This is a genomic window from Enterococcus sp. DIV0755f, from assembly GCF_051713725.1.
In the GTDB taxonomy this organism is placed as follows: Bacteria; Bacillota; Bacilli; order Lactobacillales; family Enterococcaceae; genus Enterococcus_D; species Enterococcus_D casseliflavus.
On the sequence record NZ_JBIOQL010000001.1, the window covers coordinates 1127322 to 1149276 of the forward strand.

At 43.9% G+C, this 21955-nt stretch carries 16 protein-coding genes and 1 pseudogene; 14 read left to right on the forward strand and 3 right to left on the reverse strand.

Annotation, left to right across the window (positions count from 1 at the left end; genetic code table 11):
• Positions 1–9 precede the first annotated feature (9 nt).
• Positions 10–1386, forward strand: coding sequence for a TrkH family potassium uptake protein (locus IGI73_RS05110; RefSeq protein ID WP_428206445.1), 1377 nt, complete (start codon positions 10–12; stop codon positions 1384–1386).
• A gap of 44 nt (positions 1387–1430) precedes the next feature.
• Here the strand turns inward: IGI73_RS05110 and IGI73_RS05115 are convergent, their stop codons facing one another.
• A complete protein-coding gene (locus IGI73_RS05115; RefSeq protein WP_428206444.1) occupies positions 1431–2090 on the reverse strand; it encodes a hypothetical protein in 660 nt (219 codons plus the stop codon).
• Positions 2091–2398: 308 nt separating this feature from the next.
• Here IGI73_RS05115 and IGI73_RS05120 point away from each other — a divergent pair, with 308 nt between their 5' ends.
• From IGI73_RS05120 to IGI73_RS05160, 9 genes are all read left to right on the forward strand, one after another.
• Positions 2399–2770 (forward strand): MarR family winged helix-turn-helix transcriptional regulator, encoded by a 372-nt coding sequence (locus tag IGI73_RS05120; RefSeq protein WP_010747832.1) that lies wholly within the window; start codon positions 2399–2401, stop codon positions 2768–2770.
• 172 nt (positions 2771–2942) lie between these two features.
• Entirely contained in the window at positions 2943–4055 is a 1113-nt protein-coding gene (locus tag IGI73_RS05125) for an NADH-dependent flavin oxidoreductase (protein ID WP_142972875.1), read from the forward strand.
• 171 nt (positions 4056–4226) lie between these two features.
• Complete coding sequence (locus IGI73_RS05130; protein WP_428206443.1) at positions 4227–5537, forward strand: ABC transporter substrate-binding protein; 1311 nt, start codon at positions 4227–4229, stop codon at positions 5535–5537.
• Between the two features lie 30 nt (positions 5538–5567).
• Positions 5568–6452 carry a carbohydrate ABC transporter permease gene (locus IGI73_RS05135; protein WP_015509353.1) on the forward strand — a complete coding sequence of 295 codons (885 nt, stop codon included), beginning with the start codon at positions 5568–5570 and terminating at the stop codon, positions 6450–6452.
• Between the two features lie 21 nt (positions 6453–6473).
• Positions 6474–7289: a carbohydrate ABC transporter permease gene (locus IGI73_RS05140; RefSeq protein WP_015509354.1), complete on the forward strand. Its 816-nt coding sequence runs from the start codon at positions 6474–6476 to the stop codon at positions 7287–7289.
• A gap of 241 nt (positions 7290–7530) precedes the next feature.
• Entirely contained in the window at positions 7531–8577 is a 1047-nt protein-coding gene (locus tag IGI73_RS05145) for a hypothetical protein (protein ID WP_010747834.1), read from the forward strand.
• A 227-nt stretch (positions 8578–8804) separates the two neighbouring features.
• Positions 8805–9641, forward strand: coding sequence for a BglG family transcription antiterminator LicT (gene licT, locus IGI73_RS05150; protein WP_010747835.1), 837 nt, complete (start codon positions 8805–8807; stop codon positions 9639–9641).
• A gap of 116 nt (positions 9642–9757) precedes the next feature.
• On the forward strand, positions 9758–11629 hold the full coding sequence (locus IGI73_RS05155; protein WP_271809465.1) for a beta-glucoside-specific PTS transporter subunit IIABC: 1872 nt from the start codon (positions 9758–9760) through the stop codon (positions 11627–11629).
• Positions 11630–11645: 16 nt separating this feature from the next.
• Positions 11646–13073, forward strand: a complete 1428-nt coding sequence (locus IGI73_RS05160; protein WP_142967785.1) for a 6-phospho-beta-glucosidase — start codon at positions 11646–11648, stop codon at positions 13071–13073.
• A gap of 106 nt (positions 13074–13179) precedes the next feature.
• Here IGI73_RS05160 and IGI73_RS05165 read toward each other — a convergent pair whose 3' ends face one another.
• The gene (locus IGI73_RS05165; RefSeq protein WP_142423666.1) at positions 13180–14883 is read right to left on the reverse strand and encodes a sensor histidine kinase; all 1704 of its coding nucleotides are present in this window, start codon (positions 14881–14883) and stop codon (positions 13180–13182) included.
• Positions 14880–16403, reverse strand: coding sequence for a response regulator transcription factor (locus tag IGI73_RS05170; protein WP_194193040.1), 1524 nt, complete (start codon positions 16401–16403; stop codon positions 14880–14882). Before IGI73_RS05170 ends, IGI73_RS05165 begins: the two co-directional genes overlap by 4 nt.
• A gap of 169 nt (positions 16404–16572) precedes the next feature.
• Here IGI73_RS05170 and IGI73_RS05175 point away from each other — a divergent pair, with 169 nt between their 5' ends.
• The 4 genes and pseudogenes from IGI73_RS05175 (at position 16573) to IGI73_RS05190 (ending at position 21850) form a co-directional block, all read left to right on the forward strand.
• On the forward strand, positions 16573–17862 hold the full coding sequence (locus IGI73_RS05175) for an ABC transporter substrate-binding protein (protein ID WP_428206440.1): 1290 nt from the start codon (positions 16573–16575) through the stop codon (positions 17860–17862).
• A 61-nt stretch (positions 17863–17923) separates the two neighbouring features.
• Positions 17924–18799 (forward strand): carbohydrate ABC transporter permease, encoded by an 876-nt coding sequence (locus IGI73_RS05180; protein WP_010747841.1) that lies wholly within the window; start codon positions 17924–17926, stop codon positions 18797–18799.
• A gap of 2 nt (positions 18800–18801) precedes the next feature.
• Positions 18802–19617: pseudogene (locus IGI73_RS05185) on the forward strand (carbohydrate ABC transporter permease); the annotation flags it as partial.
• A 40-nt stretch (positions 19618–19657) separates the two neighbouring features.
• Positions 19658–21850, forward strand: coding sequence for an alpha-galactosidase (locus tag IGI73_RS05190; RefSeq protein WP_428206439.1), 2193 nt, complete (start codon positions 19658–19660; stop codon positions 21848–21850).
• The last annotated feature ends 105 nt before the right edge of the window (positions 21851–21955 follow it).

Here is a 21955-nt window from a genome sequence, read left to right on the forward strand (position 1 = left end):
TCAAAGGAAATGAAAATGAAAAAAAGAAATCGTTTGAAAAAAAAGCTGGCATCGCAACGCTTTTTGATTCCGCAGATCGTCACACTGGTCTTCGTTTTGCTGATATTGGCAGGAACTGGCTTGCTAATGCTGCCAGCTGTCACCCAAAGTGGTGAAGGCACCAACTTTTTAGATGCGCTGTTTACTGCCACATCGGCTGTTTGCGTGACGGGTCTTTCGACCTTGACCGTAGCCGATCATTACAACCTGTGGGGCCAAGGGATCTTGCTGATGCTGATTGAGATCGGTGGGATCGGCTTCATGTCGATTCCCGTCTTCTTTTACATCTTGGCGAGAAAAAGAGTCCATCTTAGTACTCGGATGATTTTGCGGGAATCATTGAATCTGGACCGAATGTCTGGAGAGATCCATTTGGCATGGTACCTGATTCGGATCGCCTTTTTGATCCAAGTCAGTGGGATCATCTTGCTGGCTTTTGCATTCGTGCCCCGTTTTGGTTGGGAGCAAGGCCTTTGGTACAGTGTTTTTCATGCGATCTCGGCCTTTTGTAATGCTGGGTTTGATTTGTTCGGCAACAGCATGGTAGGGTTTCAAAACGACCCATTTGTGCTGGGGGTCATCAGTTTCTTGATCATCGCAGGTGGTCTGGGATTTCTCGTTTGGTTCGATCTCCTGCATACGGCGTCCAAAAAACGGTCCCTGCATAGCCGCTTGGCATGGATCGCTATGATCGTTTTGGTAGTTTTTGGAACGGCAGGGTTCTTTTTGACCGAAGCCAATTCACAGTTGATCACGGGTGATTCGGTCATCGAACGTTTTTTCCAATACCTCTTCTTAGCGGTCACCCCAAGAACCGCTGGGTTTTTCAGTATTGATTACGGACAAATGAGTCAAGCAGGCTTGATGCTGACGATGATTTTAATGTATATCGGCGGCACCTCTGGATCAACTGCTGGGGGATTGAAGACAACGACATTTGCGGTCTTGATCATCAAGATCCGCAGCTTTTTGAAAGGGCGCAGTCGAGCGGAAGTTTTTGGTCGCACGATCAAAGAATCTGCTGTATCGCGTGCCTTTACGTTGTTCTTCCTTACCTTGACGTTATGCTTCGTAGCGATTTTCTTATTGTCGATCACTGAGAGTATGCCGCAAACCCCAAACTTTGGGTTGCCAACCATTGCCTTTGAAGTTTTTTCCGCTTTTGGAACGGTGGGGTTGACCATGGGGTTGACGCCTTACTTGTCGGTTTTTGGCAAACTTTTGATTATTTTTTTGATGTTCATTGGTCGAGTCGGCATCATGACCGTTGCTTTTTCATTGATGAAAAAAGCCAACAAACAAGAAGCTGGCTACAAATATCCTGATGAAACCGTGATGATCGGGTAACGAAACAGGGAAACGAAGCACGCTTCGTTTCCCTTTTTTTTCGTTTATTGAAGTACTTCTAACATCACATCGCGTTGGTCATCGCTGACATTCCCTGCATAGTTCGGCGTGATCAAAGATAGACCACCCTCCTTATTTGTAAATAGGTACAAGTTGTGGCTAAAATCAGGATTTCCGTTGGAAGTGATCCCTTTTGCAAAGGTCAATTGAGTGTTCACTTTTACGGTGCGAATCCCATTGTCATTTGCTGAAAAGATGCGAATCTCTTTGGTTGCGATCGTATCGACTTGTGCTTCATAGCTTGTGTTGTCGTCGATCGAAATGATCAATGGGCTCGTATTTTGAATCGTGACAGCATCTGGTACATTGACGCCATGGAAATAAAAAGTCAGTGAAGGGCCATATTGGGAAAGATCAACGGCATATGGAAACTCGTTGGTGGATACTGAGCTTGCTGTCGTTTGCGTTGCGTCAGAGTGGTCCGTCGATTGCTGGCTTGAGGTTGAAGTTTCTGAAGTAGAGGTTGACGCTAAGGAGCTGCTTTCAGTCGTTTGCATCGTCGTGCTTTGCTTGCTTTCAGTAGATACAAGACTCTGACTTAGCTCGTTGGTTGATTGCGCGGTATCTTTTTCGTTGTTACAGCCTGTCAAAAGCCCCACACTGACCAGCGTCAGTGTCCCAATCAAAGAAATTGTTTTTTTCATCGTTTGTTTCATCCTTTCCTACGAATACTAAAACATCTAAAAAAAACAAATTATTGTGTGAAAATGCACAATTATGTTGATATAGTGTTTAAATATTCTTTGGTGTTAAAGATATTGTAGTCCAGAACACTGAAAAAGAATAGAAAGATTTTGCTGAATTTTTCGTCAATTCTATCATAAAACATTCATGAACGCCCGCAGTAGCTGGCTAATTTTGCATAATAAAGTGTTAGCCTTTTCTGGCGACTTGCGTAACGCAGGGATCTAGATTAAAATACCTTGGTATAGAAGAATGGGTGGTGAAGAGGATGGAAAAAGAACGGATGGGGCAATGGTTAGCCTTTACGAATCAGCATCAAGCGATCGAAGCTCGTTTGGAGCAAGCCCTCAAAGCAGAAAGCAATCTGTCTTTGAATGAGTATTACGTGCTTTATTACTTAGAAAAGACCCCCAATCATAGCATGCGCCTCAATGATTTGATCGCCCATTTTGATCTGAGTCAAAGTGCGATGTCACGTATGATCATGCGCATGGAAGACAAGCTGTGCGGTGTGATCGAACGGCATTCTTGTCAAGATGATAAGCGGGGGATCTATATTGATTTGACCCAATCAGGGGAAAAGAAACTGCAGCGTTCAAAAGTCGTTTTTGAAAAAGTCTTGGAGGAAATGCTAGACTAATGATGTTTTTCACTTGTTTTCTCCTTGATTCTTTTGTAATATAGATGCATGTGCATGTATATTTTGATAAAGGGAAAAAAGATGCACCGATTTGCTTTAAGGATCTCCTTGAAAAACTAAGCCAGTCAGATCCACAAAGCGAAATGAATCCAATGGAAAAGGTGGGAAACCCATGCGAAATGTAACAGACAAAGCAACATTTAAGCGCGGATTGCAGTTGAAAAATCGAATCATTATGGCACCAATGACGACCAAGATGTCCTTCTTTGATGGGGTGATTACGAAAGATGAGTTGGCTTACTATGGCTTACGCTCTGGGGAAGTCGGAGCAGTCATCACAGCGGCAGCCAATGTCCAAGAAGATGGCAAGGGCTGGGAAGGGGAATTAGGCGCTTACGACGATGCCTTTTTACCTGGATTAAGTAAATTAGCCAGCACCATCAAAACCAATGGGACCAAAGCTATTTTACAGATTTTTCATGCCGGTCGGATGACGGATGACTCGGTCCTACGAGGAACACAACCGATTTCTGCCAGCGCAGTTGCTGCCGAACGACCAAATGCCCAGGTTCCCCGAGAAGTCACAGTAGATGAGATTTTAACGATTATTGAAAACTTTAAAAAAGCTACCGAACGGGCGATCAAGGCGGGGTTTGATGGCGTAGAACTCCACGGAGCCAATACGTATTTGATCCAACAATTCTTTTCTCCGCACTCAAATCGTCGATCCGATGAATGGGGTGGCTCACTTGAGCACCGTTATCGTTTTATTGAGAAGCTCGTCGATGAAGTATTGGAAACAGTGGACCAATCAGGTGTGAAGGAGTTTATCGTCGGTTATCGTTTTTCACCGGAAGAATTCGAAGAACCAGGGATTCGCTTTGAAGATACGTTGTTCTTAGTGGACCAACTGGCAGAAAAAGGATTAGACTATCTGCACATCTCCCTTGCGGATTATACCCGCAAATCGATTTCAAAAGCGTACCAAGCAAAATCGATGTTGGCGTATGTCTATGAAAAAATCGCTCAGCGGGTTCCTTTGATTGGTGTAGGGGATGTCCGAACATCGAAAGATGCCGCGGGCTTGCTAGAACATGCAGACTTTGTAGCAGTGGGCCGGGCATTGTTGATCGATCCTCATTGGGGACAAAAAGTCTTAGACGGTCAAGATGAGTTGATCCGCACCACGGTTTCTACTTACGAACGTGAGGAACTCGTATTACAAAACGGCGTTTGGGGTTTTATGGAAAACATGATGCCAGATCGCCTAAATGAAGAAAAATAAGCAGACAACCACCTTTGCCTTGGGCGAAGGTGGTTTTTTGGTAAAACGAGAGGAACGATCCAATTATTTTCAATTATGAACATCATTCTTTATAATTGGTGTAATGGTAAGCGCTTACTTTATTTTTATGCTATCGGGGGATGAGGAGAGAATCATATTGGAGGGAGAAAAATGAAAAAAAGTAGCTTGTTCTTGCTAGTAATTGTCACAGGGGTGTTGTTCGCTGGTTGTGGAGGAAATCAAGAAACAGCAGATTCACAAGATTTTGCCAGTACAGATGAGAATACGCTAACTGTTTGGGCTTGGGACACAAATTTTAATATTCCAATTATGGAAAAAGCCGGGGAATATTACAATGCGGACAATGACGCAATCGACCTTAATGTCGTCGAGATGTCCAACGAGGATACCAAGCAAAAAATGGTTTCATCCTTTACTTCAGGGGTCTCCGAAGGTTTGCCAGACATCGTTTTGATGGATGACTATGATGTGCAGAACTATTTGCTGAACTACGAAGGGAAATTTGCAGAATTATCGGAAGACATTGACTTTGACCAATTTGCTCCTTACAAAGTAACGAATGCGACCTATCAAGAAGGCGTTTATGCGGTTCCTTTTGATTCAGGTTCTGCTGGACTCTACTACCGCAAAGATTATTTAAGTGAAGCGGGGATTGATGAAAGTGAACTTACCAATCTAACCTGGTCCAAATTTGTGGAGATTGGTGAGACAGTCAAAGAAAAAACGGGGAAATGGTTCGTCGCGTTTATTCCAAATCGCGGCACTCATTATATCCAGATGGCGATGCAGTCAGCCGGATTATGGTATTTTGATAAAGACGGAAACATATTCTTGAAAGACAATCCTGCTATTCGTGAAATGCTGCCGATCCTGAAGACGATCGAAGAAAAAGAGTTGGCAAAACCAGTAGATTATTTTGCGCCAGAAGGGATCGGTGCAGTGACAAGTGGAGAAGTGGCAGCAGTCAATTCAGCCATCTGGTTTTCAGCGACGATCCGCTCCGCAGAAGATCAAAAAGGAAAATGGGGCTATACGAATCTTCCTCAATTAGAGACAGTGTCTGGAGCGACACCTTACTCGAACTTGGGTGGTTCTAGCTGGTTGGTGCTCAATGACTCACCAAATAAAGCGTTGGCCATTGATTTTCTTAAACAAGAATTTGCTGGGAATGATGAATTCTATCAAGAGATTTTAGTAGAAAATGGGGCAGTGGGGACTTACCTACCCTCACAAGAAGGAGAAGCTTATCAATATGAAGATCCTTTCTTTAATGACGCCTCAATCTATAAAGATTTTTCCAGTTGGATGGCGGACATCCCCGCCGTTGATTACGGGGTAAATACCCAAGCGGCAGTGGATGCCTTGCGTGGGGGAATGCAAAGCTATTTTGATGGTGCCATGTCCTTAGATGATATGTTGACGGAAGCAGAAAACACCTACAAGATGCAAGTCGGCGAATAGCCGACTTGTGTTGCTTAAGGAGTGATGAATATGCAAAATACGATCAGAAAAAAGCGCCCCAAAAACCAACAAGTCTGGGGATTTATTGGCCTTTCTTTAGTATTCAGTAGTGTCTTTTTGCTGTATCCCATCGTTTATTCCTTATACCTTTCCCTGCATCGTATGCAGGGACTGCAATCGGTTTTTGTTGGCTTCGGCAATTACCTGCGCATGCTGCAGGATACGATTTTTCAAAAAGCTTTACTTAATAATTTTATCTTTCTGATCTTTCAAGTACCAATCATGGTGTTATTGGGTCTTCTGCTAGCGTTTGTTTTGAACACGCCGAAGCTTGTAGGACGCTCCTTCTTTAAATTGGCGTTGTTTCTACCCTGTGTCACCTCGCTGGTTTCCTATGCAGTTTTATTTAAAATGATGTTTCAAATTGGCGGGATCGTTAATCAAGGGCTGTTGAACATTGGCTTGATCACGCAACCGCTAGATTGGCTAAATAATCCACTTCTAGCAAAACTGACCGTTATTATTGCCCTGTGCTGGCGTTGGACAGGCTATAACATGATTTTTTATTTGGCAGGATTGCAAAATATCTCGGATGACACTTTAGAAGCTGCTGCGATCGATGGGGCGAATGGGTTTCAAAAGTTCTTTTTCGTAGTGATCCCGCAGCTGAAGCCGGTGATCGTTTTCACAACCATCACCTCCACCATTGGGACGATCCAACTCTTTGATGAAGTGGTTAATCTAACAGGTGGTGGCCCCTCCAATGAGACGTTGACTGTCGCTCAACTGATCTATAATCACTCCTTTGTCTATACGTCAAATTTTGGGTATTCGGCTACGCTGTCGTGGGTCTTAGTGATCATCATCGCTCTTTTATCTGTGATCCAGTTGAAACTCGCGAAAACGAATCAATAAAAGCGATAGAAAGGAGCAGCTATGAAAGTTACTTTAAGTGGATGCATAAAATATGGATTTTTACTGATCGTCTCGTTTTTTTCGATTTTTCCGTTTTACTGGATGATGGTGGGCTCTACCAATACCGCCAATCAAGTTGCCGAAGGGAAGCTGACTTTTGGGAATCAGCTAGCAAGCAATTTTCAGGTGCTGTTCAGCAATTACGACATCCCATTGATCATGTGGAATTCCATCAAGATTTCATTGATCACCGTCCTCGTCAGTCTACTGGTCACTTCTTTGGCTGCCTTTGGATTTGAGAAGTTTCGAACGCGGGCGAGCGAAGGGATTTATGCGGTTTTTCTGTTATGTATGATGGTGCCGCTGGCAACTTTGGTGATCCCTTTGTTTAAGATGATGGCAGGAATGCAGCTAGTCAATCAGCACGTGGCGGTCATTTTGCCATTGGTCAATAACCTGTTTCTGATTTTCTTTTTTCGCCAGAACTTCAAGTCTTTCCCTGACGGTATTTTAGATGCGAGTCGCATCGAGGGGGCAACAGAGTACACGATATTTTTCCGAATCGTTTTTCCTATGATGCGCTCGACATATGCTGCCGCTGCCATCTACGCCTTTATGAACGCATGGAACAGTTATTTGCTACCCTTGGTCTTTTTGCAAACGGAAAGTCGTCAAACCATGACATTGCTAATTTCCAATTTATCGTCAGCCAGTTACGTACCAAATTATGGCGTTCAAATGCTGGCGATCGTGATTGCAACGATCCCAACGTTGGTATTGTTTTTGTTTATGCAAAAAGGTTTTGTGAAAGGCATGACCGGTTCTTTGAAACTGTAAGTATCAATAACCAGCTTTGCTACTTTTCCATAAGGTTGGGGAAGGCTTGACGTAGGGGATGAAATAGCTTTCCCCAGATAAAAAACAATTGCCTTGAGAGGCATTATTTTAATAAATAGTCAAACAATTCAGAATCATTCATTTTTCTTACAAAAAGATAGCGCAAGTCGAGTTGATTGATAAAAAAACAATCAGTTGTTAGACTTAATTCAGGTTAAAAAAACAAAAAGGGGATGTAATGATGAAAAGAGGATTTAGAAATTATTTAGGTTCAGATGAGCGGGAGGCAGGCTATAATTTGTCTTGGGGGTCTATCTTTGCAGGAGTTGTAACATTTATCGCATTGTTCATGACACTGTCAATGATTGGCTCAGCAATCGGTTTTGGTATGGTGGAACCAACCTCTAATAACCCATTAGATGGTGTTGGGACAGGATTATTGATTTGGACAGTGATTACCTTCGTCTTGGCATTATTCGGTGCTGGTTTTGTTTCTGGTGTTGCTGCTCGACGTGTCGGATTGGTTCATGGTTTCTTAACATGGGCAACAAGTATGATCGTGATGATGGTTATGCTCTCTTACTTAACGATCGGTGCTTTTTCTGTAGTCGGTTCACTTCTAGGAAACGTTGCTTCTGCTGTCGGTAGTGGTGTTGAAACAGTGGCATCTGGTGCTGGCGATGTTGCTTCAAAAGCCTTCGATGAAATAACAGGAAACATGGAAGACGTCAATACAGATGAATTACAAGCGAACGTCAATGATGTTTTACAAGATACCGATGTTCCTGAATTGCAACCAGACTATTTGCAAAATCAATTGTCTGATGCGACAAACGACATCAAAGATGCCGGCAAAGACATTGCAACCAATCCAAATGATGCTGATAAAATCATTGATGATTTAGCAAGCAAATTACAAGATCGTGCTACAACGATCGGTGATTCAGTGGATGAAGAAGCAATTTCAAATGCGGTCGCTCAAAATACTGATTTAAGCCAACAAGAAGCAGAAGAAGCAACCAATAACATTGTCACTGGTTTGCAAGATGCTTCTGATGAAGCGCAAAAACAAATCGAAAATGCACAACAAAATCTTGAACAAGCCAAACAAGACATTGACCAAGCAGTGGAAGACGCTCGTCAAAAAGCGGAAGAAGCAAGTGATGCAACAGCCAAAGCATCCATTTGGGGCTTTGTGGCAATGGTCTTAGGACTCGTTCTTACGTCAATCGGTGGGTTGGTGGGTGCAAACTTAGTCAAAACTGCTGACCACGAAAATCGTATCTAATTCATCTCTCACAAAGAGAGTTAGTGATCCACAAACCATTGAACAGCGTTCTGCCAAAGACTCAAATGGCAGCAGCGCTGTTTTCTGCTTTTAAACAAGCGGGTAAAAATCCCCATTGACGAGTGATTTTTCTCATGCTACACTGGCTCTGAGGATTGTTACCGCTTTAGGCGGGCTATACCTATTTTTTTGTGTGAAGAAATCTAAAGAAGAATAGGGTCGTTAAAATGAACGTAACAAAAGTGATCAATAATAACATTGTGATTTCTGAGAATGAGGAAAAACAAGAATTGGTCGTCATGGGCAAAGGCTTAGGCTTTAAGAAAAAGCCAGGCGATGTGATCGACGATACCAAGATTGAAAAAGTCTATCTCAGTACACAAGAGTGGAATGTCACAAAACTAACCCAATTACTTTCTTCTATCCCTATCGAACATATTCAAGCAGCGAATGAGATCATCAGTTTTGCAAAAGTTTCCCTTGGGAAAAAATTGAGCGAAAAATTATTTCTGACGCTGACCGATCATATCAATTATGCTATCGAGCGCTATCAAAATGGCATGGAAATCAAAAATGCCTTGCTATGGGAAATCAAGCGGTTTTATAACCATGAATACCTCATTGGCAAAGAAGCGTTATCGATCATCAAAAATCGCTTGGCGATCGAGCTGCCAGAAGATGAAGCCGGCTTCATTGCATTGCACATCGTCAATGCGGAGTTGGATATGGCGCAGGTCAGTCAAGTATCGGAAATGGCGAAGATCATTCAGCATATCCTAAACATCGTTAAATATCATTTTTCAATGGAGCTTGATGAGTATTCATTGAACTACGAACGCTTTGTGACCCATTTGAAATTTTTTGTCCAGCGCTTATTCAGCGGAACAAAGCTCGATGATGCAGGAACCGGCAGTTTTATTTTTATGTTGAAAGACCGCTATATGAAGGAATATGCGTGTGCGCTGAAAATTAGCGACTACATCAACAAAGAGTTCGGTAGACCGTTAGAAGAAGACGAATTGATCTATTTAACTATACACATCAAACGAATAACAAGTGCTTAGGATTGTTACTGGATTGGCAGGCTATACCTAAATGAACTCCCAAGGGGTTCGTTTAGGTATTTTTTTATGTTTTGACACACGAAAAGCAAACGAAGGACCAAAATAGGAGGAACGACATGAATTACAAAGAGTTAGCAAAAACGATCATCACCAATGTTGGTGGGGAAGAAAATATCCAAAGCTTGACCCATTGTGCGACCCGCTTGCGCTTCAACTTGAAAGATGACAGCAAACCACAAGAAAGTACCTTAAAACATACACCAGGCATCATGGGTGTGGTCAACAAAGGCGGACAGTACCAAGTGATCATCGGCAGTGATGTTGGCAATGTCTACAACGAAATCACTGCCCAAACCAATTTGACTAGTGATCAAGAAACAGAAGAAGACGATCGGGGACGTGTAGCGAAAATTATCGATACGATCACTGGGATCTTCACCCCGATCTTGCCAGCCATCACGGCAGCTGGGATGTTAAAAGCGGTCCTTTCGTTGCTGGTGGTCTTCAATGTCTTGACGGCAGAAAGTCAAAGTTACCAAATTCTAAACTTTATGGCAGATGCTGCGTTCTACTTCTTACCGATTCTACTGGCTGCTTCTTCTGCGCAAAAGTTCAAAGCCAACATGTATCTGGCGATGATGGTGGGTGGAATTTTACTGCATCCCAACTTCATCGGTATGGTGACAGCAGTCAATGAGTCAGGTGGCGGCATCCATTTGTTCGGTTTGCCGATTTCACCAGTGACCTATTCATCATCGGTGATCCCCATCATCTTAAGTGTCTGGTTCATGTCTTACGTTGAACCGATTGCTGATAAGGTCTCACCAAAAGCAATCAAATTCTTTAGCAAACCGTTGCTGACGATCTTCGTCGTAGGGACGGTAGCATTAGTTGCTTTAGGTCCTCTAGGCTATATGATCAGTGAAGCGATTTCCGCAGGGATCCAAGCCTTAGAAACGGTCAGCCCATGGATCGTTCCGTTATTGATCGGTGCCTTCACCCCATTGTTCGTGGCAACGGGTACCCACTATGGATTGGTTCCTATCGGTATCAACAACCGAATGACCACAGGTTATGATACAGTGATCTATCCTGGCATGCTGGCTTCAAACGTCAGTCAGGGAGCTGCAGCTATCGGCGTTGGTTTCAAATCAAAAGATTCTACGATCAAACAATTGGCATTTTCTGCAGGTCTGACAGGTCTATTCGGCATCACTGAACCAGCGTTGTATGGGGTCAACTTACGGTTTAAAACACCTTTGTATGCAGCAATGATCGGTGGCGGATTTGGGGGTCTGTTTATGGGAATCATGCGTGTCCGTAATTTCTCAGGCGGCTCACCAGGCCTATTGACTTTGCCAAGCTATATCGGCGATGACACCTTACGTCATTTGACCAATGCCTGCATTGGTGCGGCAATCAGTATCGTGGTCACATTTATTGCGACATTATTCTTATACAAAGACCCTGTTACAGAAGAAGCACCTGAAGCAACACCAGCAGACAAAGAGCAAGAACCAACCCATCAAATCAGCGGCGCGGAGATCAAAGCACCTTTAAAAGGGGAACTAAAAAGCCTGCAAGCAGTCAATGACGGCATGTTTTCAGAAGAAATTCTTGGACAAGGGGTAGCGATCGAGCCAACCGTTGGAGAAGTGCTAGCACCAGTCAACGGGACTGTCACAGCAGTCTTTGATTCCAAACATGCCATTGGATTGACCAGTGAGGAAGGCATTGAGCTGCTGATTCACGTGGGGATCGATACAGTGCAATTGAATGGCGAAGGCTATGCCTATCAAGTAGAAAAAGGACAAAAAGTATCAGTTGGTGACCCATTGATTACGTTTGATATCGAGTTTATCAAAGAAAAAGGTTATCCAGTGATCACGCCGATCGTTATCACCAACAGTGCAGAAGTGGGCGACATTTTGACGGCAAACAGTGGTCCGATTACGTTTGGCGATCAAATCATCAAAGTGATCGGCTAAAAAAGGAGAATAAGACATGGGATTTCCAGAAAACTTTTTATGGGGCGGCGCAACAGCCGCCAATCAATGTGAAGGCGGGTTTGATCAAGGGGGGCGTGGACTTGCCAATGTCGATGTGATTCCGACTGGCAAGGACCGACGAGCAGTCATTACCGGCAAGCGTGAGATGCTTGCCTTTGAAGAAGGGTATTTCTATCCAGCAAAAGAAGCGATTGATATGTACCATCATTTCAAAGAAGATATCGCCTTATTTGCGGAGATGGGCTTTAAAACCTATCGTTTATCGATTGCTTGGTCAAGAATTTTTCCGAAGGGCGACGAGGAAACCCCTAATGAAGAAGGCTTGCGCTTTTATGAAGAACTGTTTTTAGAATGTCGCAAATACCAAATCGAACCTTTGGTGACGATCACGCATTTTGACTGTCCGATCCATCTGATCAAAGAATATGGCGGTTGGCGCAACCGTAAGATGATTGCCTTTTACGAAAACCTTTGTCGGGCGATCTTCACTCGCTATAAAGGATTGGTGAAGTACTGGCTGACCTTTAATGAAATCAATATGATCTTGCATGCCCCGTTTCTCGGTGCAGGGCTGACCTTTGCTGAGGGCGAAAATGAAGAACAAATCAAATACCAAGCTGCTCATCATGAGTTAGTCGCTAGTGCGTTGGCAACAAAAATCGCCCACGAGATCGATCCAGAAAACAAAGTAGGCTGTATGCTGGCAGCGGCTAGTTATTATCCTTACAGCTGCAATCCGAAAGATGTCTGGGAAAGCAAAAAAAGCGATCGCGGCAACTATTTCTTTATCGATGTGCAGTCGCGAGGAGAATATCCAAATTATGGTTTGAAGATGCTAGCGGAAAAAGGAATCACTTTGGAGCAAACCGCCGAAGATACGGCTTTATTAAAAGCCCATACCGTCGATTTTATTTCCTTTTCTTACTATGCCTCTCGGGTCGCTGCTTCAGAAGATTCCGGTGTTGAAAAAACGGAAGGCAACTTGTTCCCGACCATTAAAAACCCGTATTTAGAAGCGTCGGAATGGGGCTGGCAGATTGATCCGCTTGGTTTGCGGATCACGATGAATGATCTTTATGATCGTTACCAAAAACCGCTTTTCATCGTCGAAAATGGTCTAGGAGCGGTGGATACACCAAACGAAGATGGAAAAATCAATGATGTGTATCGCATCGACTATTTACGTGCGCATATCGCTGCGATGAAAGAAGCCATTGACCAAGACGGTGTTGAACTGTTGGGCTATACTTCATGGGGCTGTATCGATTTGGTTTCTGCAGGAACCGGAGAAATGAAGAAACGCTATGGCTATATCTATGTCGATCGCGACAATGAAGGCAATGGCACATTAGCCCGCAGCAAAAAGCAATCCTTTTATTGGTACAAAAAAGTGATTGCCTCAAATGGGGAAGATTTGGCTTAAGCCAGTTAACTAACGATTATCATTAAGGAAAGAAACGCCACCGGAACAGAACTGCTCATGGAAGCAGCCTGGTTCTGTTGGCGTTTTTCTTATTTAATGAAAGAAATTATGCTGCTTCCTCCCGCTGGATCGGCAGCAGCAAGCGAACGGTGGTTCCTTCGTTGAGGCGTGATTCTACAGTCAATCCATATTTCTCCCCATAGAGCAGCTTGATACGCTGATCAATATTGTCCAAGCCAATACCCGAATAGTGTTCAAAATGGTTGGCGGTGCTGGTTGGGTGCTCTTCATTGAACCCGATGCCCGTATCGATGATCTCAATTTTCAGGCCTTCCTTACTGACGCGAGAAAAAATCTGGATCAAACCTGAATCCTCTTCGGGAAAGGCATGCAGGTAGGCATTTTCGATAATCGGTTGCAAAATCATCTTCGGTACGAGAATATCTTCGCAGCCATCTTCTGAAAAAATCGTTGATTGGATGCGATTGCCGTAACGTACGTTCATTAAAACGAGGTATTCTTCCACGATCGCTAGCTCATCCTTTAAGGGGACGATCTCTTTGCGGTTAAAGGTGTGCCGCAACAATTGGACAAAGCTTTCAATCGCTTGGGTGGCGGCTTCTTGTTCGTTTTGCCAGATCAAAAACTTGATGGCGGTCAATGTGTTGTAGACAAAATGCGGTTGGATCTGCATTTGCAACGAGCGGATCTCGAACTTACGTTTTTCGGCTTCTGTAACCATTAAATGATCGACATAAGATTCTAAGTCCTCTAGCATCAAGTTATACGCACGCCCCAATTCTCGCGTTTCGTACGTCCCGTTGATGGTAACCTTGTCGCTGAAATCGCCTTGTGTGACCGCAGGCAGCTTGGCAATCAGCTGATAAATCGGTTGGGTGATGTTGCGGATGATCCAAAATGCCAGCAGACTAAAGAGTAAAATACTGACGACAGAAATTAAAAGAGCTGGCTTGATCAGATTCATATTGCGTACTAGATGCGATTCATCCAAAACATCGTAAAAAGTAAAATGATACGAATAAAGGGGCAGCTGATTGATGCTAGTATCTCTTTTGACCGTGACGAGACGATCTTCAAATGGCTTGCCTAAAAGGCTCGGATCAGAAGTGGAGAGAATTTGATTTTGCTCATTGACGATATAGATCGAGTGAAGACTGGTATCTAAGAGTTGACGATAGATCGAAGAAAAATCGGATTCTTTTAAGAAAATCAGGGCATAGCCGAAAATCGTTTCTTCTTTCATTAATTTGCGCACGTACATCAAGCCAGGGGAGTCGCTGGTGGAGGTGCTCAAGCCTTGATCTAAGAAATAATACTGACTGATGGCGTCATTGTCATTGATCTGCTGGATAAAGGCACTGGCGAGAAAATCATCTACTGATTGATTGCGAACCGCATCGTTTTGAAAGAAAGTGCCCCCGTTGACCCCAATCAACACTAAATTCGAGGGGATGTCTTGAAACAAAGAGCGAGTGTCTTTTAATTGCTCGTTTAATTCTAAAATCGTACGGCCTTGATTCATGTCGCCTTCTAAGTATGTTTCAACGGCTTTGCTTTCATCGACGATATCAAAAATTCGATGGATATTCTCGTTCAGACGCTCATAATCTTCTTGGATTTTTTCCAGTAGCAGCTGATTGGAACTCTGGTACGAAGCAACATAGGCATCTTTCGAGCGACCATAGATCACGACGACGGTTAGCAGACAAACACTAATGACCCCGACGACAACAAAGAGGAAGATCCGACTGAATAATTCATTTTTCTGAATCCATTGGTTGATTTTCATAATTGATTCAACCGCCGATACTTCGATGGGGTGACTTGGCATTCTTTCTTAAAGATGCGTGAAAAATAGCTGATATCCGAATACCCGACCGCTTCACTGATTTCAGATAGATTCAGATCAGATTGTGTCAGTAGTTCTTTGGCTTTATCCAAGCGGGTTTTCTTTACATACTCAGAAAAGCTCATTTTCAGTTTCGCAGAAAGAAAAGCCGAAAGATAGGTGTAACTAAAATGAAAGGTTTCAGCCAGTTCAGACAAAGACAGACTTTTGGTGTAGTTGTCTTGAATAAAGCGCTGAATCGCAACGAGTAGATCATCTTCATCCAGCGGTGATAAGGTCGTCAACTGTTGACGAATATCATCAATGGTCGCCAACAACAAATCAGAAAAATCTTCCAAATACTGCACGTGACCGATGGCATGCAAAAATTCGGCTTTTAAGCGGCTAAAGCGTGGAGCAGTGGGAAATTCTTCTTCCAAGCGGGACAGTAACGTGTAAAAAATACTGCTGGCCTGTTGTTTTAAGAATGTCGGATCGACATTGGATAAGATCATGTCATTAAAATATTCCTCAATTCTGGTGATTCCTAACAAAAAGTTGTTGTCTAACAAAGCCCGTAAGAACTTCTTCGTATCAAAGCGATCACTTTCAATGTACAAAAAGAGTTCTTGTTCTGGCACCAACCGTTGTCGTTTATAAAAAAACGATTGTCCTTGGCTTTTGGCTTTAAGCGTCACAAAATGCTCCCGCAACTGTTCAATCTTTTGAAAGGGCACACTGAGAGTAAAGAAGGCGTCTGGCTCGGTAAAACGCAATTGTTCCAACGTTTCTTTCAAAGAGGAATAAACATCCATTCCTTCTGGATAACTGATCACTAAGCCGGCATCTTTGTTACTGGTTTGAAAAAAGAGCGTCTTTACCTGCGGTTGTGATTGAGTAAATTCCGTTAATGCATGCAGCAGCTGATCATTGGCACGAAAGCCGCTAAAATTGGTGGTCAAAATTTGGGCTTGCTGTTGCGACTGATCTAATGCAAGGTAGTCCGCCAAAGGAGCCAACGGTTCTTCATACCCTGCTAAATAGCGATTCAACGATTCTTGCAGCTGTGTCTCTTCAGTCACGGAGCCTTTTGTATGTGACAGCTTTTGTGAGATGTTGTGCAGCGTCTTCAACAAGAGTGTCGGTGTCAGTGTCGGTTTTAAAAGATAATCTACGGCACCATTTCTAAAAGACTGACTGACGTATTGGAAATCATCGTAGCTGCTCAAGACCAAAAAATGGACTTCTGGATATTGTTGTTGAATGATCGTTGTGAGTTGAAGACCGTCCATTTGTGGCATTTTCAAATCCGTGATCACGATGTCGGGATTCAGTTCATGGATCAGCGCCAAAGCTTCTTGCCCGTTCGCTGCATCGCCTAAGAGACGAAACCCTTCTTGCTCCCAACGTATCATATGTTTCAATCCATCTCGGATCGTTGCCTCATCATCAACGACTAAGACCGTGCGTAAAATAGTCATGGTATCCCCCCTATATCTCTTCTTTAATTATAAACGCTTTCAAAAAAGAAAGGTATTGTAACTTTTTTCTATTTTTGGACAAATTTAGTAAGCTCTTTCATAATCGTTGAATACGGTTACAAAATCGGTGTATAGTTAGCCATGTAAATAAAAGGAAAGAGGGATAAAAATGAAAAAACTACTTGCATCGATGGTAACGGCGGCTGCAGTGCTGACTTTGGCGGCTTGCGGAAACAGCAACACAAGCTCAGGGGATTCTGGCGAGTCCTCAAACAAAGTCACGGTCTGGGCATGGGATGAGACCTTCAACATCAAGGCAGTCAATGAAGCCAAAAAAGTATATGAAAATCAAGATGTCGATGTGGAAGTCGTGACGATGTCACAAGATGATATCGTTCAAAAATTAAATACGAGTCTGGCATCTGGAAATACGGACGGACTACCAAATATCGTTTTGATCGAAGACTACCGCATCCAAGGATACCTTTCTTCTTATCCAGATGCGTTTAGTGATCTAACGGATATCGTGAATGAGGAGGATTTCTCCAGCTATAAATTTGCGGTCAATAAAGTCGACGATGTCATTTATGGGGTGCCATTTGACAGTGGCGTCGCAGGACTATTTTACCGCACAGACTATTTGACCGATGCAGGCTATGAGCAGGCTGATCTCCAAGATATTACTTGGGATGATTTTATCAGCATCGCCAAAGACGTCAAAGAAAAAACGGGTCACGCTATGATGTCGTTAGACCCAAGCGATCTTGGCTTGGCACGAATCATTATGCAATCGGCAGGCGAATGGTATACCGGTGAAGATGGCTCCACCGTAACCATCAAAGACAATGAATCCTTTAAAGCCGGTCTAACTGTCTTAGCAACATTGTTGAATGAAGGCTTAGTTGAACAAGTTTCTGATTGGGATGGCGGGGTCAATGCCGTTCAATCGGGGAATGTCGCCTCTGCGCCAACTGGTGCGTGGTATTCCAGCACGATTCAAGGCGCTGAAGACCAAAGCGGCAAATGGGCGATCGCTCCAATCCCATCTATCGCTGGCAACAGCAATTCAGTCAATGCTTCTAGCATCGGCGGAGCAGGCTGGTACGTGATCAAAGGGGTTGACGGCGAAGAAAATGCCAAAGACTTTTTAGCCAATACCTTTGCTTCAAATAAAGAATTGATGGGTACACTAGCTACCGAGATCGGTTTGGTTTCAACCATGAATGCTGCAGAAGAAACGGAAGAATATACGTCGGGTCTTGATTTCTATGGCGGTCAAAAAGTCTTCCAAGATTTCTCTCAATGGTCACAAGAAATTCCAGCCGTGAACTACGGCAATCACACCTATGCCATTGAATCTGTCTTGACTGAAAGCTTGCAACGAGTGATCAACGGCGAAGACATTGATAAAGCATTAGAAGAAGCACAATCACAAGTGGAAGCACAAATTGCAAACTAATCGAACAACTTTGCAGAAACTCGTGAGCGATCGCGAGTTTCTGTGTTAAGGGGGAATTACAATGAAAAACAAAACAAAAAATTGGTTTGCAAACGGCAATGCCTTTATTACCTTACCCGTCATTTTGATCACGATGCTGGTCTTTATTCCGATGGTCTCGGCATTGTTCACGTCATTCCAATCAGGACCACCGACAGCGATGACCTTTAACGGTCTTGGCAACTATCAGCGGATGTTGAGCGACTCAACCTTTAAAAAAGCCTTTGGAAATACGTTTTTATACTTATTAGTCCAAGTTCCGATCATGCTCTTTTTGGCGCTGATCGTATCGAACATATTGAATGATAAAAAATTGAAATTTAAAGGGCTATTCCGCACCGCCTTGTTTTTACCCTGTATCACATCCTTGGTTTCTTATTCCTTGATTATGAAAAGTCTCTTTTCGGCAAATGGGTTAGTCAATAACTTTTTGACGCAGCTACATCTGATTGATGCACCGATCCAATGGTTGACGGATCCCTTCTGGGCAAAAGTATTGATCATTTTTGCCATCACGTGGCGTTGGACTGGCTACAATATGATCTTTTTCATCTCAGGCATGCAAAATATCGATCCAAGTATTTACGAAGCGGCAGAGATCGATGGTGCCACGAAATGGGATCAATTCTTCAAAATCACGATTCCCAACTTGCGTCCAATCATCTTATTTACCACGATCACCTCAACGATCGGTACGCTGCAATTATTCGATGAAGTTCAAAATATCACTGGCGGTGGACCAGCCAATGCCACGACGACCTTGTCACAATATATCTACAATTTGAGTTACAAATTCACGCCAAACTTTGGGTATGCCGCTGCGGTCTCCTTTGTTATCGTGATTGCGATCGTGATCTTATCGATCATCCAAACGAAAATAGGAGGAAAAGAAAATTGAAAACAATCTCACTCACTTTAAAATACGTCTTTCTGGCGATTTTGGCTTTCATCTCTATTTTTCCATTTGTTTGGATGATTCTAGGGATGACCAATCAAACCTTTGATATCGTTGCTGGAAAAATCATGATTGGGGATCAATTGGTGATCAACTTCCAAAATCTCTTTTCTTCTGATTTGAATTTTACTCGAGCTTTAGGCAATTCCGCAGTGATTGCCGTGATTACGACCGTCTTTGCGCTGTTGTTCTCCTCCATGGCAGGGTATGGCTTTGAGATCTATCGGACGAAAACCAAAGACCGCATCTTTAATATTCTCCTGCTGTCGATGATGGTGCCCTTTGCCGCGCTAATGATCCCGCTCTATCGGATGTTCAGCAAACTTAGCGGCACACCGATCGGAATCAATACCTTCGCTGTCGTGATTTTGCCCTCAGTCTGTACCGCCTTTTTGATTTTCTTTTTCCGCCAAAACATCAAGGCATTCCCTAGAGAATTAGTCGAAGCTGCTCGGATCGATGGCTTGAATGAACTGAGTATTTTCTTTAGAGTCTACATGCCTACGGCTAAAAATACCTACGCAGCTGCCGCGATCATTACGTTTATGGGCAGCTGGAACAATTATTTATGGCCATTAGTTGCCCTGCAATCACCAGACAAACGGACCGTTCCACTGGTTCTTTCAGCAATGGGTGCTTCTTATACACCTGACTATGGCATGATGATGTGCGGCATCGTGATCGCCACACTGCCGACGGCCATCATTTTCTTCGTTTTACAAAAACAATTTGTCCAAGGGATGCTGGGATCCGTGAAATAAGCGGGACATCAGCAAACAAATACAAAGTAGAGGGTACGATATGATTCTTTTTGACAAACAATTAAACGTCTTTCATTTAAGCAACGATCAAATCAGCTATCTTTTACAGATAGAGGAAGGGGGCAATGTGGCGCATCTTTATTTTGGGAAGAAAATCGCCCATTATTCTGGTGGCTATCGCTACCCACGCCTTGATCGGTCCTTTTCACCTAATCCCCCAGACAGTAGCGATCGGCTTTTCTCATTAGACACCTTGATGCTGGAGTTTCCTGGTAATGGCTTCGGGGACTTTCGAGAAGCTGCCTATACGATTCGCCAGTCTGACGGCAGCCGAGTCAGCCAATTTGTCTTTAGTGATTACCAGATTCAACAAGGCAAACCAGCCTTAGCAGGATTGCCTCAGACCCATGGGGCCGACGACGGCATCGAAACACTGATTCTGTCCTTAAAAGATGATGTGGCAGGACTCGAACTGCAGCTGTTTTACACGATTTTTGAGGAGGCGGCAGTGATCGTCCGCTCAAGTAAAATAATCAACCACGGAAACCAGCCTGTTACCATCGAACAGCTGGCGAGTCAATCTCTGGATTTTCCTAACCGTTCCTTTGATTTGATCCACTTGCCAGGAGCGTGGGCGAAGGAACGTCAAGTGACCCGAGAACCCATCCATCGCGGCATCAAGCGTTTAGACAGCAAGCGGGGTTCCAGCAGCCATCAGCAAAATCCCTTTGCCGTCTTGCTGGAACCTAATGCTACGGAGTTTGCTGGGGAGTGTTTTGGTTTTAGCTTGCTATATAGCGGCAATCATGAAACCATCATCGAAAAAGATCCTTACCAACAAACTCGTGTGATCATGGGGATCAACAGCCATCAATTTGCCTGGCAATTGCCGCCAACTGAAAGCTTTCAAGCCCCAGAAGCCGTGATTGCTTATAGTGAGACTGGCTTGAATCAGCTGTCAGCCACCTATCATGATTTTTATGATGAGCATTTGATTCGAGGCAAATACAAAAAGCAAGAACGGCCGATCCTGATCAATAACTGGGAAGCAACGTACTTTGATTTCAATGAAGAAAAGCTAGATGCCCTCGTTGATGAAGCCAAGGAGCTGGGAATCGAACTGTTTGTTTTGGATGACGGCTGGTTTGGTCAGCGAGAAGATGACCAAACCTCATTAGGCGATTGGTTTGAAAACGAAGGCAAGCTGGCTTCTGGCTTGGCAGGATTTGCCCAAAAAGTCCATGACAAAGGGCTGCAATTCGGGCTTTGGCTGGAACCAGAAATGATTTCTGGTGACAGTGAACTAAACCGACAGCACCCTGATTGGCTGTTACAAGTACCCAATCGCAAGCCAGCGCTTAGCCGCAGTCAGTATGTGTTGGACTTTTCTCGGCAAGATGTCAGAGACCATCTCTATCACCAGTTAACCCAACTGTTTGATACGGTTGCCATCGACTATATCAAATGGGACATGAACCGCAGTCTGTCGGATGTCTATTCCTTGCTCCTCGATCCTGCCCAGCAAGGGGAGGTTGCACATCGCTATCTGCTGGGCTTGTATGAATTTCTAGAAAAACTGACCACTGCCTATCCAACGATCCTGTTTGAAGGCTGTTCTGGTGGCGGTGGGCGCTTTGATGCTGGCTTCTTGTATTATATGCCGCAGATTTGGACCAGCGACAACACCGATGCCATCGCCCGCCTGAAGATCCAATACGGAACCAGTCTGGTCTATCCGCCATCCACCATGGGTGCCCATGTCTCAGCGATCCCGAACCATCAGACCCAACGGGCAACGGATCTAGCGATTCGCGGCAATGCTGCGATGTCTGGCTTGCTGGGCTATGAGCTTGACTTGACACAGCTGACACAAGAAGAAAAAGCGCAGATCAAAGAACAAATCGCTTTTTATAAAAAACATCGGCGCCTGCTGCAGTTGGGTCGCTTTGTTCGACTGCTCAGCCCTTATGAAGGCAATGACACCGCCTGGCTGTATGTTTCCCCAGATAAGAAAGAAGCGATCGTCTTTTACTTCCGAGTCTTAGCCGAAGCCTCTGCACCATTGGTTACTTTAAAGCTGGCTGGCTTAGATCCTGTCCTTACCTATCAAAGTGGGGGAGAGACCTTCGGTGGCGATGAATTGATGCAGCTCGGGTTGTATATCGATCCTCATTTAGCAGGGGATTACGCCACGCAGCGGTTTCATTTTGTTGCAAAAGCACCTCACGAATGAAAATCAGCGTCCCGTCAAAGCAGCATGTTTTGACGGGACGCTTTATTGTGCTGCCGCAAGTATTTGGCTAATGATCGGCAACTGAGAGGTTATTTTTGAACAAAT